Here is a 16,125-nt window from a genome sequence, read left to right on the forward strand (position 1 = left end):
TTCACATGGGCGATCAGGCGAATCCGTTCGAAAGTCTGCAGGAACAGGTTGACGACGCCGCGGCGCACCTCGACGCGCCGCCGGGAATTCTCACTCGGCTGAAGAACCCGGAGCGACTGCTGGAGACGAATCTGACGTTCGAACGCGACGACGGATCGCTGGAGACGGTCCGCGCGTACCGCTCGCAGTTCAACGGCGATCGCGGCCCGTACAAGGGGGGGATCCGCTATCACCCGGGCGTCACCCGCGACGAGGTGAAGGCGCTGTCGGGCTGGATGGCGTATAAGTGCGCCGTCGTCGACGTGCCCTACGGCGGCGGGAAGGGCGGGATCGCGATCGACCCCGGAGAGTACTCGGAGAGCGAGTTAGAGCGGCTGACGCGCGCCTTCGCGACCGAGCTCCGCCCGATCATCGGCGAGGACCGCGACATCCCGGCGCCGGACGTCAACACCGGCCAGCGGGAGATGAACTGGATCAAAGACACCTACGAGACGCTTGAGAACACGACCGCGCCCGGCGTCATCACCGGGAAGGCGATCGATTCGGGCGGCAGCGAGGGGCGCGTCGAGGCGACCGGTCGCTCCGTCGCGCTCGCCGCGCGCGAGACGTTAAACTGGCTCGACCGCGACCTCGCGGGCGCGACGGTCGCGGTACAGGGGTACGGCAACGCCGGCTCCGTCGCGGCCGCCCTCATCGACGACCTCGGTGCCGACGTGGTGGCGGTCTCGGACTCCTCCGGGGGTATCCACGACCCCGACGGGTTCGACCCGCGGGCGGTGAAGGATTACAAGAGCGAGACCGGCGCCGTCTCCGGCTACGGCGACGCCGAACCGATCACGAACGAGGAGCTGTTGACGCTCGACGTCGACCTGCTCGTGCCCGCGGCGCTGGAGAACGCGATCGACGGCGACCTCGCGACCGACGTCGCGGCCGACGTGATCGTCGAAGCCGCGAACGGGCCGCTCACTCCCGACGCCGACGACGTCCTCGCCGAGAAGGACGTCTACGTCGTCCCCGACATCTTCGCCAACGCGGGCGGCGTCACCGTCTCGTACTTCGAGTGGGTGCAGAATCGACAGCGGTTCAGCTGGACGGAGTCGCGGGTCAACGAGGAGCTCGAACGCGTGATCACGGAGGCGTTCGACGGCATCGTCGAGGCCTACGAGGGACGCGACGTCCGCGACCTCCGCACCGCGGCCTACGTCGTCGCCATCGGCCGCATCGTGGACGCCTACGACCAGGCCGGCAGCTGGCCGTAGCGCGCTTTCAGAGGCGTTTCGCGTTGTGTCGCTAGCTCACTCCAGCCGCGCGTCTCGCACCTCGACGTGGCCGCGGTCGCCCTCCCACACCGCGTCGTACTCGAACTCGATCCGGCGGTCCATGTGCGGGCCGTCGACGACGTACGTCTCGAACTCGCCGCCCTCGCCGAGGGGGTGGACGCCGTACTCCTCGCGCAGGTCGATCAGTTCCGCGAGCGCGTCGGCGTCGAAGCGCCGCCCCAGCCACGACTCGTCGAGCCCGTAGGCGGCGACCTGCACGATCCGGATCTCGAAGCCGGCGTCGAACATCGCCTCCGCGAGCGCGACCGGGTCCTCGCCCCACAGCGGCGCGAACAGGTCGATCCCGAGGCGGTCGCACATCCCCTGAATGCGGCTGGTCTGGTACTCGCTCTCGACCGCGCCGGCGGTGACCCCGGCGAGGTCGACGTCGTCGTCGGCGGCGACCTCCCGGAGCGCCGCCTCCATCGGCTCCAGCTCGGCGTCGCCCTGCGCGCCCGCGTCGTCGACGTCGTCCGCGCCGAAGTCGTCCGGCGAGACCTCGACGAGGTCGATCCCGACGCTCTCGGCCGCGAGTTCGGCGAGCTCCGTCGCCGGCGTGTGGTACATGTACGAGTCGCCCGCCGGGTGGACGGTCAGGAGCCGCGAGACGTCGAGGCCCTCCTCCAGCGCGCGGTACAGCGCCCACGAGGAGTCCTTCCCGCCCGAAAAGAGGCTCACCCAGTCGTCGGTCATTGGCGGGGAAAACGCCGGGAGCGCTTAAATTGTCGACGGTCCGGGTTTACGACCGTCGACCGACGGGCGCCGGACGCGTCGATTTCGAAGGGATCGACGACCTGATCGCGGATTTAGAACGCGGGTTCGACGCGACGGGCCGTCGTGCGACCCCGCCGTCGACTGACCACTGACGCCGAGCGAGGTCGTGGCGTCGGACTCAGTCCGAGATGAACTCGTTGTCGCGCCAGTTGACGCCGCCGTCGCCGTCGCCGGCGCCCTGCGGGCTCTCGACGACCTCGATGCTCGCGGGACGCGGCTCACCCTCGACGATCCGCGTCGCTTCGAGCTCGTCCTCCTCTTCCGTGATCGCGGTCAGCGTCCCCTTCTCCGAGATCTGCGCCAGCTCGCGGAGCACGAGGAACATGGGGTACTGGAGCGCGGAGTTCTGGAGAACGGTCTCGCGATCGCCCTTGAAGCAGGCGAACTCCACGAGCTCGGAGGGGATCTCCTCCTCCTCGTCGTCCATCCACTGGGGGCCGCCGGCGCGGGGCGGCTCCTCTTCCCAGACGCGCGTCTCCGTGACGGACGCCTTCAGCTGGGCGGTCGGCGTGTACTTGCTGATGCTCTCGTCGTCGGACAGGGCCTTGATAATGAGGGTGTTGTTTCGACGCGTGATGTCGATGTCGTCGATCTCCGGCGGGAGGTCGGGGTCTTCTTCGAAGTACGTCTCCACGTCTTCGAGTGGCAGTTCGAGCGTCGAATGAAGTCTGAACACGCGGCCTGTCATTGTTGGTTGGGTGAGATGGGTCGAGACGGTCGGCACGGCGGCAGCGGCTGCGTCTACTGCAACTAGGCACCGTAGGTTTATATGGACTGCCCTTCGACTCCCAAGATCGGGCGTCGTTGCGAGCGGGTGCGCTCGCGGCCTACTCGGCGCCGAGCTCGGCGGCCAGCTCGCCGCGCTCCTCCAGCTCTGCCAACACGTCGCTCCCGCCGACGAACTCGCCGTCGACGAAGGTCTGCGGGATTGTCTCCCAGCCGCTCTCGGCCTCCAGCGCCTCTCGGTAGTGCGGCAGGGCGGGCAGCACGTCGACGGTCTCGAACTCCTCCACGTACTGACCGATGAGCTCGACGGCGCGCTTCGAGTAGCCGCACTGGGGCATCAGTCGGTTCCCCTTCATGAACAGGACCACGTCGTTCTCGGCGATGGTCTCGTGAACGCGCGCTTCGATCTCCTCGGGGTCGGCTTCTGACTCGGGCTGGAACGTCATAGGCGCCGATACGCGCCGCCGCGGCAAATGGGTTCCGCACGGAATCGAGAGATCCACGCAGGGCGACGCCTGCGACCGCTCCTCGTCGGGAGCGCTTACTCGTCGCGGTCGACGCGGACGACGTCCACGAGCGAGTACACCGGAATGCCGTCGATCTCGTCGTATCCCATCTTGTCGACGAGCACGACGCAGGCGACGGGCTCGCCGCCCTGCTCGCGGATCGCGTTGATCGACTCCCGCATCGTCGTCCCCGAGGTGATGATGTCGTCCACGACGTAGCAGTCGCGGTCGCGGATCCCGGCGAAGTTCCGCGAGAACCCGCCGCCCTGCTCGTCGATGTCGCCCTCGTCCCACTGGTGTTTCGCGGGGGCGTACGTACCGAGGTCGGTGTCGAGTCGGCTCGCGACCGCGGTCGCGAGCGGGGCCCCGGCCTTCTCGACCCCCACCGTCAGGTCGACCTCCTCGCCCTGCTTCGCGAGGAGGTCGGCCATCGCGCTCGCGGCGTAGCCGAGCCGCGTCGAGTCGCGGCCCAGCGCCGACCAGTCGACGTGGATGTCGGTCGTCGTCTCGGCGGCCGCGGTCTCGGCCGCGGCGTTGCCGCCGCCGCCGCGCTCGACGAGCCAGCTCGCGGTCTCACGGGAGACGTTCAGCTCGTCGGCGATCTCTCCCTTCGAGAGACCGTGGTCCGCGAGCTCGGCCGCGCTGTCTATCAGGTCGTCAACGTTCTTCATATGAGCCGAATTCGACCGCCGTTTTAATAGTCGTGTCGTCATCCGCGAACGCGGCCTCGAACTCGTCGAGCCCGTAGACGCCGGTGACCAGATCGTCGAGGAACCCCGCCGAGAACCGCGACAGGGAGTCGACGGCGGCCTCGAAGTGCTCGTAGCCGGAGTTGACGCTCCCGACGAGCGCCTTGTTGTGGAGGACGAACTCGCGGTGGAGCCGGCCGCCGTCGATCTCGAACTCCCAGTCGCCCGGCACGCCGAGCAGCGCGCCCACCCCGTTGGGAGCGAGCGCCTCGATCGTCTCGAAGGCGTGCGGCGCGTGGCCCGTCGCCTCGAAGACGAAGTCCATCGGCTCGTACGCCTCCGGCACCGACGGCACGGGCGTCTCGTTGGAGTTGACGTACGTCGCGCCCAGCGACTCGATGATGTCGATCGTCGGGTCCGGGCGCTCCCGGCGACCGAGGCAGTGGATCCGGTCGAAGTCGGCGTCGAGCGCCGCCACCGTGAGCAGCCCGAGGGAGCCGTTGCCCAAGACCAGCGCGGACTCGGGCTCCCAGTGGAACGCCGACCGGCTGGCGAACGCGTGCTCGATCGCCTTCTCCGCGATCGAGATCGGCTCGACGAGGAACCCCCACTCGGCGAGCGCGGGCGGGATCGCGACGAGGAACTCCGCCGGACTGGTGAAGTACTCGGCCATGAACCCGTGCGCGCCGACGATGCCGCGTTCGTGATACCGGCCCTCCGGCGCCATGTCGGGCTCGCCGCGCGCGAAGTACTCGTTCGCGCCGTTGGGGGGACGGCGCACCGTCGGGACGACCACGTCGCCGGCCTCGAACGGCGTGTCGTTCGGGTCCTCGACCACCCCGACCGCCTCGTGACCCAACACGAGGTGGTCCTCGCCCTCGGGCGCCCCGCCGTGCCCGCCGGCGATCACCTCGTGGTCCGTCCCGTCCACGCCGACCCGGAGGGTCCGGACGAGCGCTTCCCCCGGGGCCGGCTCCGGTCGCGGCTTCTCCGTCACGACCGGTTCGTCGGCCCCCTCGTACACGGCTATCGCGTTCATACACCGACCGACGGGGTCAGCAACCAAAAGATTTCTTTTATTGCGAGTAAAGAATGGCTCCGACCGATCGCGGGTTTTTCCTCCTCGTCGTCCGCAACGGCTATCGTGTGTACTCTCGCCCTCGCGTGGCGCGTGTTCGGCGACGCGCCGACCGCGCTCGCCGCCAACCGCGACGAGGCGCTCGACAGGGCGGCCGAACCGCCGGCCGTGCGCGATCCCGCCGGCGACGACGGCGTTCGGTACGTCGCCCCGCGCGACGCCGAGGCCGGCGGGACGTGGATCGGCCTCTCGGAGTCGGGCGTCGCCGTCGCGGTCACCAACCGCTGGCTCGACGCCGACCGCGACGGGGACCGTTCCAGGGGACTCCTCGTGCGGGACTGCCTGGAGGCCGACTCCGCGGAGACCGCGGTGCGTGGGGTCGAGCGCGACCTCGAAGAGCGGTCGTACGACGGGTTCAACCTCGTGATCGCCGACGACGCGGCCGCGTTCCTCCTCTCGTACGACGGCGGGATCGCGGTCACCCGGCTCGACCCCGGCGTCCACGTCGTCGGCAACGTCGGCGGCGTGGTGAACGGCGTCGAGCGGTTCTCGGTGCCGGAGCGTCGCCGGGAGTTCGCCGAGGAGCGCGCCGACAGCGCCCGTCGGATCGCGGCCGAACTGGTCCCCGAGCCGGGCGAGTCGGGCGGGTCGTGGCTCGACCGCGCGAGCGGCGTCCTCGCCGACCACGAGTACGGCGCCTGCCTCCACGGCGACGGGTTCGGGACGCGGTCGTTCACCCGGATCCGCACGAGCGCCGACCCGACTGAGCATCCCGAGTTCGCCTACGCCGACGGCCCGCCCTGCGAGACGCCCGCGGAGCCGGTGTCGCTACCGGCGGAGTTCTGACGGCGGCGGACGGGCGCCCGAGACGGCGATCGCCCCCGATCCCGTCGCGCCCGGAGGCGCCGCGACGGGACGGAAAGCCAGTTTTAAGCGACTCGCGGGCGGGTGTTCGACCATGAGCGTGTCCGAACTCGAGGCCGAGCTGTCGGAGGACGAGCAGGCCGGCCTCGAACTCATCCGCGAGACCGGTGGCATCCACCAGAGCGACTTCTGGAAGGAACTCGACGTCTCCTCACGCAAGGGGAGCCGCATCGCGGAGGCGTTAGAGGAGTCGGGCCTCATCCAGCGGTCCGATACGGTGTACGACGGACACAACACGTACTACTTGGAGCCCGCCCCCCGCGATCTGGACTTTTCGCTGCTGATGGCCGACGACATGCTGTCACCGTTCATCGGCGAGGAAGAGGTCGACCCGCAGGCGGACGCCTTCTCGCAGTGGATGATGAACCTCGCGTACGAGGAGTACTGAGCCGCCGCCGCGTCCAGACGAGCCGGACGCTGACGACGCGGCCGCTTCCTCCTTTTCGACGCCGTTGAAACGCTCAGAGAGCGACGGCTCGGCCCGCTGATCGCGCGTCGTGAGCCGCGTAGTTCGCGGAGCTCACGTCGGTTCGCCGACCTCGTCTCGCACCGTGACGTAGATGAGGAGTCCGAGCAGTCCGGGGACGAGGCCGAACAGAAACAGCAGTCCGATACCGACTCCCCACTGCCACGCCCAGTCGCTCCCGCGGGATTTCGCGTCCCGGTACACCCATCGGCCGACGAGGCCGAAGACGACGAGCAGTACGACGAGGAGTATGAGCAGCTCGGGGCCGCCGGGTACCTGTAACGGTTGGAGGGACACATCCCAACCGGGTGACGGATTAGTTATAAATTTTCTCATACAATTCGAAACCCATCACGCTGAACGCCGACTTCCGTCCGTCCGAAAATAAGAGTCCGACGAAGCCGTTCGTAACTCCCGCTCAGCCGAGCAGGAACGCGAACAGCGCGACCCCGGCCGCGAGCGTTAAGAAGAGGACGCTGCGGCCGATCCCGGTTCGGATCTCCACGTCGACGCCGAGCCCCGCGACCGCCGTCCGCGGGTGCATCGCGGTCCGCTTGATCGCCGCGACCAACCGCATCACGGCGCGGTCGACGGCGGCCCACAGCGCCGTGACGCCCCAGATCGACCCCCGCCCGAGGTAGAACGCGGCCGGGTACGTCACCGCGTCGACGTCTCGCATGTGGTGCGCGAGCCAGCCGAGCGGCCGCTTCAGCGCGAAGAAGCCGACGAACCCGGTCACGAGGAGCGCCGCGCTCTCCGTCAGGTGGCTCGCGCTGTACGGCTTGAAGTAGACGTCCTCGCCGAGGATGATTTCCGTGAACGGCATCAGCTCGATCAGCTGGTAGTAGAACACCCCGAAGAAGACGCAGGCGCCGCCGGCGAGGAGCATCCCGGCGGTCTGGAACGCCGTGGCGTCCTTCGGCGACAGCGTCGCCGAACCGTGGAAGAACACGTAGTAGCCGAGCTTGATGAACGACATGAACGTCCCCACGCCGCCGAGGATCAGCAGCCACCACAGCAGCCCCTCGCCGAAGAGGAGTTCGAAGTTGTGGAGCTCGTGGGCGGAGTCGATCACCATCCCCTTCGAGATGAACCCGTTGAATCCCGGGACGGCGGTAATCGAGGCCGCGCCGACGACGTAGACGAGGAAGGTGACCGGCATCTCCCGCCAGAGCCCGCCCATGTCCCTGATGTCCTCGACGCCGGTCCGGTAGATCACGACGCCGACGGCCATGAACAGCAGGCTCTTGTACAGCACGTTGTTGAACAGGTGCGCGAAGCCGCCGGTGACGGCGAACTCGCCGACGTACGTCGCGAGCCCGAAGCCGGCCAGCATGTACCCGAGCTGCGCCTGGATGTGGTACGAGAGGAGCCGGCGCGGGTCGTACTGCAGCAGGGCGAAGAACGCCCCGTAGACGGCCATGAACCCGCCGAGGTACGCGAGCCACATGCCGCCCTCGGGGAACGTCCGGTACATCACGTACGCCGCCGTCTTCGTCGTGAAGACGGAGAGGAACACCGACGCCGCCACGTGCGGGCGGGGGTAGGTGTCCGGGAGCCACGTGTGCAGGAAGATGAACCCGCAGTTGACCCCGACCCCGATCGCCGCGAGCAGCGTCGCGCTCGCGTGGATCCCGGTCGTCGACGAGAACAGGAATATCTCGGCGGCCGGCACGCTGCCGAGCATCGACGCGCCGTGGACGACGACCGCGCCGAGGAAGAACGTCCCCCCGATACCGTGGAACAGCGCGTAGCGGTAGCCGGCCCGCACCGCCGCGCCGCCGTACTGCCACACCAGCAGCGTGCTGGTGACGGCCATCAGCTCCCAGAAGAAGATCAGCGTGAGCCAGTCGCCGGCGTATATCGTCCCGAGCGTCGAGGAGACGTACACCAGCGCGAACGCGGTCACCCACGTCGGCGCCTCGGTGCCGTACGCGTATAGCACCGCCGCCGTCGCGAGGAAGCCGACGACCACGCCCATCAGCAGGGAGAACTGGTCGACGTTGAACAGCACCACGTCGAACCCGAACAGCTGCGTCGCGAGGTGGGCCCCCGTGCCGCCGTCGCCGAGCAGCACCGCCTGCGCGAACGTGAACGCCGTCGCCAGCGCGGCCGCCGCGTGACCCGCCCGCCGCGGGAGCCCGAGCACGAGGAACGCCGCCGCCGCGAGAACGACGTACGGCGGGAGGGAGGTGAGAACCGCGTTCACGGCCGCATCACCTCCTCCGGGAGCCGCGTGTCGACGATGAGCTCGATCAGCTCCAAGAAGCCCATCTCGTAGGGGATCACGCCGAGCAGCACCGCGAGGCTCATCGCGGTGAGGATCGGGCCGAGCGTGAACCACGTCGACTCGCGCCCGCGGAGGGCGTCGAGCCCGTCGATGTGACGCCAGCCGCCCGCGGGCGGGCCGCCGGCGTGGCCGTGGTCGTCGTGGCCGTCGCCGTGTTCACCGTCATCGGTGTGACCCTCGTCGTCACCGCGGCCGGCTTCGACGGCGGCGCCGTCGCCGTCGTCGGCCTCGGAGCCCTCCGTCGCGTTGTCGCGGCGTCCGACGCCGAACGGCACGTCCGCGTCGGAGGGGCGCGAGTCGACCGCGTAGTCGCCGGTGTCGACGCGCTCGGCCGGCTCGGAGAAGTCGCGCTCGCTCGTGTTGAAGTCCGGGCGAACGACGCCCTCCGCGTCGGTCGGGAGGTCGTCGAGCTCCGCGTCGGGGATGTCGGAGTCGTCGGGGACGTCGGCGTCGTCGCTCGGGTCCCCGACCGTCCCGTCGCCCTCGGCGCTCTCGACGACATCGTCGACCTCGGCGTCGGTGTCGTTGCTCTCGTCTTCGGGATCGTCGTTCTCGTCCTCCGGTCGCCCCCCGTCGGTCGCCGGCAGCGTCGACCGCGACTCGCCGCCCATCCGGAAGTCGACGAGCGGCTTCGCGTCGTGGGCGTCCTCCGCCTCGAAGAAGGCGGTGTAGATCACCGGCCAGAAGTACGCGATGTTGAGGACGCCCGAGAGCAGGAGCGCGCCCACGAGGTAGTACGCGACCGGGGTCAATTGGGCGCCCATCCGGATCCCGCCGATCAGCATGTAGTACTTGCTGACGAACCCGGCCAGAAGCGGGATGCCGGCCATCCCGAGCGAGGCGACCGTGAACGCCCCCATCGTCAGGGGCATCCGCTTGCCGATCCCCGCCATCTCCGAGATGTAGTCGGTGTGCGTCGAGACGTGGAGGTTCCCGGCGCAGAAGAACAGGGTGAGCTTCATGAACGCGTGCGCCGGGATGTGCAGCAGCGCGCCGACGAGCCCGTACCAGCCGAACAGCCCGAGCCCGAGGATGATGTAGCTCAGCTGGCTCACCGTCGAGTAGGCGAGCCGCTGTTTCAGGTGGTCCTTTCGCAGGGCGATGATGGAGGCCGCCGTCAGCGTGATCGCCCCGATGGTCGATAACACGAGGCCGGCCGAGAAGCCGAACGGGAGCGAGAGGTCGAAGACGAGCTCCGGGCCGAAGACGTCGAGGACGACCCGCGAGACACCGAACGCCCCGGACTTGACGACCGCGACCGCGTGGAGGAGCCCGGAGACGGGCGTCGGCGCGACCATCGCCTCGGGGAGCCACTGGTGGAGCGGCATGATCCCGGCCTTCACCCCGAACCCGATCGCCAGGAGGAAGAACGCGAGCATCGCGAGGCCGGGGTCGGCGTTCGCGAGCTCCTGAATGCCGCCGGCGGTGAACGAGACGTTGCCGGCGATCAGGTAGACGAGGGCGGTCCCGGCGAGCACGAGCACGCCGCCGCCGAACATCGTGTACGCGAGGTACTTCCGACCGGCCGAGCGCGCCTCCGGCGTCTCGTCGTGCGCGACGAGCGGGTACGTCGCGATCGAGAGGATCTCGTAGAAGACGAAGATCGTCACGAGGTTGCCCGCGAACGCGATCCCCATCGTCGCCGACAGCGACACCGCGAACGCGGCGAAGTACCGGGTCTGGTTCGTCTCGTCGTTCCCCCGCATGTAGCCGATGCTGTAGAAGGAGGTGACGATCCACAGCCCGCTGGCGAGGAACGCGAACAGCATGCCGAGCGCGTCGGCGCGCAGCGCGAACTCGATCCCGGGGAGGAACGCCCCGAGCGACCACTCGAAGACGGCGCCGTCGAGGACGGCCGGGAGCATCGAGGCGACGATCCCGAACTTCGCGACCGCCGCGGCGATCGTCCACCCCTCGCGGACGTTCGGCGAGCGGTGCGACGCGACGATGAAGAACGCCGCGACGAACGAGACGAGGACGGCCAGTAGGGGACGTGGGTCTGAAATGAAAGCGTCAGTCATGCGAACACCTCCGTGAGGAACGGACCGAACCACTCGGCCAGCGCGAAGCCGGCGAAGCCGAGCGCGACCGTGACGAGCGTCGTGACGACCAGTATCGCCAGCGACGCCGCCGGCACTCGGTCGGGCACCAGCGAGGGCCGTGGCGCGCCCTCCACGGGCGCGACCGGCGCGGCCGCACCCGTATCGTCGGCCGCAGGGTCGTCATCGCGACCGCCATCGGCGGCCACTCCGGCCGGGTCATCGCTCGCGCCGCCCGCGGGGTCGTCGCCGTGGCCGGCCGCCGCCTCCTCTCCGTGGCCGCCCGGGAGCCCGACGCCGGCGAAGTAGAACCGCTCGATCAGCCGCGCGACGTACGACAGCGTGAACAGAGTGCTGACGAAGATCACGGCGGCGACGCCGATCCCGGCCGGCCCGGCGCCGGCCATGCTGGACTCGACGGCGCCGACCCCGATGTACCACTTCCCGAGGAAACCGACCGACGGCGGGATCCCGACGAGCCCGAGCCCGAGCAGGGCGATCGCTCCGGTCGTGAACGGCGCTTCGCGCGCGGCGCTCGCGGCGTCCTCGATCCGACGGACGCCGTAGCCGAGCGCGAGGGTCCCGATCCCGAGGAACAGCCCGAACTTCAGGAGGCCGTGCCCCACGAGGTGGACGATCCCGCCGAGCAGCGCGGTCTCGTTCGCCAACGCGATCGCGGCCCCGATCATCCCGAACTGCGCGACCGAGGAGTACGCGAACATCCGCTTGAGGTCGGACTGCATCGCGGCGAGCACCGAGCCGGCGAGGATAGACGCCCCGGAGACGACGAGCATCGCCGTCGTGATCGCGTCGTTCGCGGCGAGGAAGTCGACGGTGAAGACGGTGTACGTCACCCGGATCAGCGCGTACGCGCTCGTCGTCGACACGAGCGCCGCCACGACCGCCGTGACGGCGTCCGGCGCGCGCTGGTAGGCGTCCGGCTGCCAGGTGTGGACCGGGAACAAGGCGATCTTCAGCGCGAGCCCGGCCACGATCAGCGCGTAGCTCGCCTGGATCAGCGGGTCGCCGTACCCCGCCTGCGCGACGATCTGCTCGCGCATGTCGACCATGTTCAGCGTCCCCGTCGCGAGGAACGCGTAGCCGACGCCGACCAGGTACAGCGAGGCGCCAACCGTCCCGACCACGAGGTACTTCAGCGAGGCGTACGCGCTCGCCCCCGAGCGGTCGGCGGCGATGAGCGCGTACGTCGTGATCCCGACGATCTCGAGGAAGACGAACATGTTGAACAGGTCGCCCGTGAGCGCCATTCCCGAGAGCCCCCCGACCAGCAGCAGGTACGCGCTGTAGAACGCGTTCCCGCGGGGACCGGCCACCCGAGAGAACGCGAGCGTCGCCAGCGACACGACCGCGATCAGCGCGAGCACCGCGGCCGACAGTTCGTCCGCCACCAGCTCGATTCCGATCGGCGGCTGGTAGGTGCCGAGCGCGTGGCTGAACCGTCCGCCGATCGCGACCTCGGCGACGATCGCGGCCGCGGTCCCGACCACCGCGGTCGTCGCGACCGCCGCGATCGGCCAGCCGATGTCGTCGTACCGCAGTCCGAGCGCGATCGGCAGCGTCGCCGCCACGATCGGGACGGCGATCGCCAGCGGGAGGAGCACGTCAGTCATCGCTCGCACCTCCGTCGGCCGCGCCGTCGTCGCCGGCGACGGACGGGAGCGACCCCTCGTCCCGCATCAGGTCGCGAAGGGTGTCGGTGCGGAGCGTTCCGTACTCGTCGTAGATCCGGATGCAGAGTGCGAGCCCCACGGCGGTGAGGCTCACGCCGACGACGATGGCGGTGAGCACGATCACGTGCGGGAGCGGGCTGACGAACGTCTTCGTCGCCGCCTCGCCGGAGTGGACGATCGGGATCGATCCGCCCTCGACGTAGGCAGAGGCGATGAATAGCAGGAATATCGCCGTCTGGAACAGGTTGAGTCCGATGATCTTCTTCACGAGGTGGGGGTTTGCTATCATCATGTAGAGACCGACGCAGAGCAGCAGCGCGAACGTGAGGTAGGCGTGACGGGTCGTGAATACCTCGAACACACCCGCGGACGCGACCGCGGCGTCGATTCCGGCGGCCGCGACGGTAGCGGTCGCTGTCATCGCTCACCTCCGTCGGCCGCCGGAGTGCGATCCGATCCCGAGGGGCCGAGGTCGCCGCCGACGCCGTCGGCGTCGTTCGCGGCGGTCCCGGTCTCGTCGGTCGCGTCTTCCTCGCTCTCGTCTTCTCCGCCCTCGCCGAAACCGGTCCCCTCCGAGGCGAACCCCCTCGCGAGCAGGAAGAACAGCCCCATGAGCACGCCGGTCACGATGGTCGCGATGCCGAAGACCTCGACGCTCTCCAGCCCGTACTTCACCGGGATCGGCAGCAGGTCGTACTGGAGGAACGCGCCGCCGCGCGCCACCGGGATCAGTCCGATGCCCGCGAACGCCAGCGCGCCGCCGACCGCGAGCGCGACGACGACGGTGTTGGCGAGCCAGTCGCGCGTCGCCTCGATCCCGAAGGCGAACGCGATCATGAACACCACGGCGGCCATGATCGCGCCGCCTTGGAACCCGCCGCCCGGCGATCCGGCGCCGTGGAAGGTGATGAACAGCCCGTAGGTGAACGCGAACGGCGCCACGATCTTCACCGTCGGCATGATCACTTGGCTCTCCGTGTACGGCGTGCCCTGGCGCCGGTCGGAGTCGTACCGGCCGGACCGGGAGCGGGCGCGGTGCGGCGGGACGTCGTCGGCGTCGCCCTCGTCGACCGCCCCCGCGTCGGCTTCGGCGCTCGTCTCGTTCGGGGCGGCGTCGCGGACGGCCTCCTCGTCGGGGCGAACGTCGCTCATGCGAACACCTCTCGGTGGAGCACGATGAGGGCCGCGATCCCGCCGGCGAAGACGACGACCGCCTCGCCGAACGTGTCGAACCCGCGGAACGCCGCCAGCACCGCCATCACGGTGTTGTCGACGCCGGTCTGCGCGTACGACTCGCTGAGGTACCACTGCGTCACGTCCGGGTTCGACCAGACGGGGGCGTCCGGCGAGCCGACGGCCGGCACGTCGCCCATCGTGAGCAGGAGTCCCCCGAACAGCAGCCCGACCGCGCCGACGGCCGGGACGTTCACCGACTCGAAGGCGACGTCGTGGTCGATCCGCGTCGTCTTCGCGAGCGTCAAGAGGAGGAGGACGGTGGTCACGCCGGCTGAGATCGCCGCCTCCGTCAGCGCGACGTCCGGCGCGCGGTAGAAGGTGTACAGCGCGGCCATCCCGAGGCTGTACGCGCCGAACACGATGACCGCCGCGAGCACGTCGCGCGCCAGCGCCGTCGCGAGCGCCGTCAGCACCACGAACGCGAGCAGACTCCCCTCGACGGCGGTGACCTGGGCGGGTACGGGCGCCGCCGGTGTGACCGCCGGGAGGAGGTTGCCGGCCGCCGCGGCGAGGAGGCTCGTCCCCGTCATCGGCGATCGTCCCCCTCGGTCCACGGCACGATTCCCTCCTCGAAGGCCGCCCGGGAGATCGCGTGGGCGGCCGTCGGGTTCGTCACGAAGATGAAGAACAGCAGGAGCACCGATTTGAAGCCGGCTCCCTCCCACCCGACGGCGAGCGCGACGGCGGCGAGCCCGAACCCGGCGCCGAGCGTGTCCGCCTGCGAGGCGGTGTGCGCCCGAGAGTACACGTCGGGCAACCGGAGCACGCCGACCATCGAGACGAAGCTGAAGAACAGCCCGAGCAGCGTGAACGCGACGATCAGCCCGACGCGGACCGTCCCGAGCGTGCCGAGCGTCTCGATCACAGGACACCACCTCGCTCGACAGTGAACTTCGAGATGGCGATCGCCATCAGGAAGTTCAACAGCGCGTACACTAAGGCGATGTCGAGGAACGTCGGCTCCGAGAGCGCCGCGGCCAGGATCGCGAGGATGACGACCGTGTTCGTCCCGAGGACGTTCACCGCGAGCACCCGGTCCTGCATCGTCGGCCCCTTCACCGCACGGTACAGCATCCCGATCGCGAGCACGACGAATCCGGCGGCCGCGAGGAGCAGGAAGTCGCCGACCGTGTATCCGGCGACGACCGTGGCGTCGACGAGCGTCACGCGTCGGTCACCCCCTCGTCACCGGTGCCGGACTCGGCGTCCGCCGCCGCTTCCGGCCCGGCGTCATCGCCGGTCGCTCCGCCGTCCGCGGCGGCGATCGGCAGTTCCTCGGTCGCGTCGGGACCCTGCAGAATCGCGTGGTCGTCGCGCTCGCGGGGGGTCGGCAGGCGGGCCGCCGAGCGCCCGTAGTAGACGAACCGCGTCCAGCGCTCCAGCGAGCCGTCGAACAGCCCCTCGCGGGCCCACGGGAGCAGCGAGTGGACGTACAGGTCGCTGTCGCGGGCGCGGACCGTCAGCGTCCCGGGCGTCAGCGTGATCGAGTTCGCGAGCGTCATCAGCGGGAGCCCGCTGCCGACGATCACGCGGACCCGGTTCAGCGTCGGATCGATCGGGAGCCGCGGGTCCAGTATCACGCGGGCCACCACCAAGTTCGCCACGACGATCTCGTACAGCAGGACGGGGACGTATATCGCGCCGCGGACCAGCCGCTGGGGCGTCCGCGGGATCGCCGGGTCGGCGTCGAAGCTGATCCGCGAGAGGGTGATCGAGACGATCGTCGCGGTCGCGACGCCGGTCACCCAGTCGAACCAGTAGAGCGGGTCGCCGAGCACGAAGTAGAACGCCAGCGAGAGCCCGAACATCGCCGCGAACCGCACGCCCGTCGCCTCGCTCCGGAGCCGTTCCGGCCGGGTCGGGCGCCCTACCGGGGCCGTCCGGACGGACAGGGAGGTGTTCGAGAGCGCGAACTCCAGCGGCTGGAGCAGCGTCGTGTTGCCGACCGGCGTGTACTCGGGATCGAGCACCACCGTGTCCGCGCCGTGCTCCCCGGCGTACTCGGCGAGCACCTCGACGTAGTCCACCGGACCGAACAGGTACTCGTCGGCGCCGATCAGCGCCGAGACGACCGTCACGTCGTCGCCGGTGTCGCCGTCGGCGTCGTCGAGGTCCGCCTCCGCCCACGCCGACACCCGTTCGAGGACGCGCCGGGCCTCGGCGCTGCGGTCGTCGGAGCCCGGGTCGCCGTCGCGCCACGAGGCGATCTCCACGAAGTGGATCGCGTCGAACTCGCCGTCCGCCGCGGCCTCGGCGACGTGCGAGACCGTCGCGCGGAGGGTCGGCGACGGTTCGACGGGGACGACGACCGTCGATCGCGGCGTCGGGCCGGCGTCGTTCGTGACGGGTCCGCCGGCGTCGTCGGCGTCAGCCACCCACCACACCTC

18 protein-coding genes are annotated in these 16,125 nt (G+C 69.7%); 3 read left to right on the forward strand and 15 right to left on the reverse strand.

Annotation, left to right across the window (positions count from 1 at the left end; all coding sequences use genetic code 11):
- Positions 1-5 precede the first annotated feature (5 nt).
- A complete protein-coding gene (locus tag DJ75_RS07235; RefSeq protein WP_094523844.1) occupies positions 6-1,259 on the forward strand; it encodes a Glu/Leu/Phe/Val dehydrogenase in 1,254 nt (417 codons plus the stop codon).
- Between the two features lie 36 nt (positions 1,260-1,295).
- Here DJ75_RS07235 and DJ75_RS07240 read toward each other — a convergent pair whose 3' ends face one another.
- From DJ75_RS07240 to DJ75_RS07260, 5 genes are all read right to left on the reverse strand, one after another.
- Positions 1,296-2,012, reverse strand: a complete 717-nt coding sequence (locus DJ75_RS07240) for a diphthine--ammonia ligase (RefSeq protein WP_094523845.1) — start codon at positions 2,010-2,012, stop codon at positions 1,296-1,298.
- Positions 2,013-2,211: 199 nt separating this feature from the next.
- On the reverse strand, positions 2,212-2,781 hold the full coding sequence (locus tag DJ75_RS07245) for a hypothetical protein (RefSeq protein ID WP_094523846.1): 570 nt from the start codon (positions 2,779-2,781) through the stop codon (positions 2,212-2,214).
- Between the two features lie 139 nt (positions 2,782-2,920).
- A complete protein-coding gene (locus DJ75_RS07250) occupies positions 2,921-3,265 on the reverse strand; it encodes a glutaredoxin (RefSeq protein WP_094523847.1) in 345 nt (114 codons plus the stop codon).
- Between the two features lie 95 nt (positions 3,266-3,360).
- On the reverse strand, positions 3,361-3,996 hold the full coding sequence (gfcR, locus tag DJ75_RS07255) for a transcriptional regulator GfcR (RefSeq protein WP_094523848.1): 636 nt from the start codon (positions 3,994-3,996) through the stop codon (positions 3,361-3,363).
- Complete coding sequence (locus DJ75_RS07260) at positions 3,983-5,053, reverse strand: glucose 1-dehydrogenase (RefSeq protein WP_094523849.1); 1,071 nt, start codon at positions 5,051-5,053, stop codon at positions 3,983-3,985. The genes gfcR and DJ75_RS07260 overlap by 14 nt, the downstream gene beginning before the upstream one ends.
- A gap of 105 nt (positions 5,054-5,158) precedes the next feature.
- On the opposite strand from DJ75_RS07260, the gene DJ75_RS07265 reads away from it, so the two are divergent.
- Together DJ75_RS07265 and DJ75_RS07270 are read left to right on the forward strand one after the other, a co-directional pair.
- Positions 5,159-5,938 carry an NRDE family protein gene (locus DJ75_RS07265; protein ID WP_094523850.1) on the forward strand — a complete coding sequence of 260 codons (780 nt, stop codon included), beginning with the start codon at positions 5,159-5,161 and terminating at the stop codon, positions 5,936-5,938.
- A gap of 112 nt (positions 5,939-6,050) precedes the next feature.
- Positions 6,051-6,404: a MarR family transcriptional regulator gene (locus DJ75_RS07270; protein WP_094523851.1), complete on the forward strand. Its 354-nt coding sequence runs from the start codon at positions 6,051-6,053 to the stop codon at positions 6,402-6,404.
- Between the two features lie 132 nt (positions 6,405-6,536).
- Here DJ75_RS07270 and DJ75_RS07275 read toward each other — a convergent pair whose 3' ends face one another.
- The 10 genes from DJ75_RS07275 to DJ75_RS07320 all read right to left on the reverse strand — a co-directional run bounded on the left by DJ75_RS07275 (position 6,537) and on the right by DJ75_RS07320 (position 16,122).
- Positions 6,537-6,779: a hypothetical protein gene (locus DJ75_RS07275; RefSeq protein WP_241881504.1), complete on the reverse strand. Its 243-nt coding sequence runs from the start codon at positions 6,777-6,779 to the stop codon at positions 6,537-6,539.
- A gap of 121 nt (positions 6,780-6,900) precedes the next feature.
- Entirely contained in the window at positions 6,901-8,691 is a 1,791-nt protein-coding gene (locus DJ75_RS07280; protein WP_094523853.1) for a Na(+)/H(+) antiporter subunit D, read from the reverse strand.
- Positions 8,688-10,793 carry a cation:proton antiporter gene (locus DJ75_RS07285; protein WP_094523854.1) on the reverse strand — a complete coding sequence of 702 codons (2,106 nt, stop codon included), beginning with the start codon at positions 10,791-10,793 and terminating at the stop codon, positions 8,688-8,690. Before DJ75_RS07285 ends, DJ75_RS07280 begins: the two co-directional genes overlap by 4 nt.
- On the reverse strand, positions 10,790-12,442 hold the full coding sequence (locus DJ75_RS07290; RefSeq protein ID WP_094523855.1) for a proton-conducting transporter membrane subunit: 1,653 nt from the start codon (positions 12,440-12,442) through the stop codon (positions 10,790-10,792). Before DJ75_RS07290 ends, DJ75_RS07285 begins: the two co-directional genes overlap by 4 nt.
- On the reverse strand, positions 12,435-12,923 hold the full coding sequence (locus tag DJ75_RS07295; RefSeq protein WP_094523856.1) for a cation:proton antiporter subunit C: 489 nt from the start codon (positions 12,921-12,923) through the stop codon (positions 12,435-12,437). The genes DJ75_RS07290 and DJ75_RS07295 overlap by 8 nt, the downstream gene beginning before the upstream one ends.
- Positions 12,920-13,654 carry an MnhB domain-containing protein gene (locus DJ75_RS07300; RefSeq protein ID WP_094523857.1) on the reverse strand — a complete coding sequence of 245 codons (735 nt, stop codon included), beginning with the start codon at positions 13,652-13,654 and terminating at the stop codon, positions 12,920-12,922. Before DJ75_RS07300 ends, DJ75_RS07295 begins: the two co-directional genes overlap by 4 nt.
- A complete protein-coding gene (locus tag DJ75_RS07305) occupies positions 13,651-14,268 on the reverse strand; it encodes a DUF4040 domain-containing protein (protein ID WP_094523858.1) in 618 nt (205 codons plus the stop codon). The genes DJ75_RS07300 and DJ75_RS07305 overlap by 4 nt, the downstream gene beginning before the upstream one ends.
- A complete protein-coding gene (gene mnhG, locus DJ75_RS07310) occupies positions 14,265-14,600 on the reverse strand; it encodes a monovalent cation/H(+) antiporter subunit G (RefSeq protein WP_198948057.1) in 336 nt (111 codons plus the stop codon). The genes DJ75_RS07305 and mnhG overlap by 4 nt, the downstream gene beginning before the upstream one ends.
- Complete coding sequence (locus tag DJ75_RS07315) at positions 14,600-14,905, reverse strand: cation:proton antiporter (RefSeq protein ID WP_094523859.1); 306 nt, start codon at positions 14,903-14,905, stop codon at positions 14,600-14,602. The genes mnhG and DJ75_RS07315 overlap by 1 nt, the downstream gene beginning before the upstream one ends.
- Complete coding sequence (locus DJ75_RS07320; protein ID WP_094523860.1) at positions 14,902-16,122, reverse strand: monovalent cation/H+ antiporter subunit E; 1,221 nt, start codon at positions 16,120-16,122, stop codon at positions 14,902-14,904. The genes DJ75_RS07315 and DJ75_RS07320 overlap by 4 nt, the downstream gene beginning before the upstream one ends.
- Positions 16,123-16,125 lie beyond the last annotated feature (3 nt).

The organism is Halorubrum sp. Eb13, assembly GCF_002252895.1.
In the GTDB taxonomy this organism is placed as follows: Archaea; Halobacteriota; Halobacteria; order Halobacteriales; family Haloferacaceae; genus Halorubrum.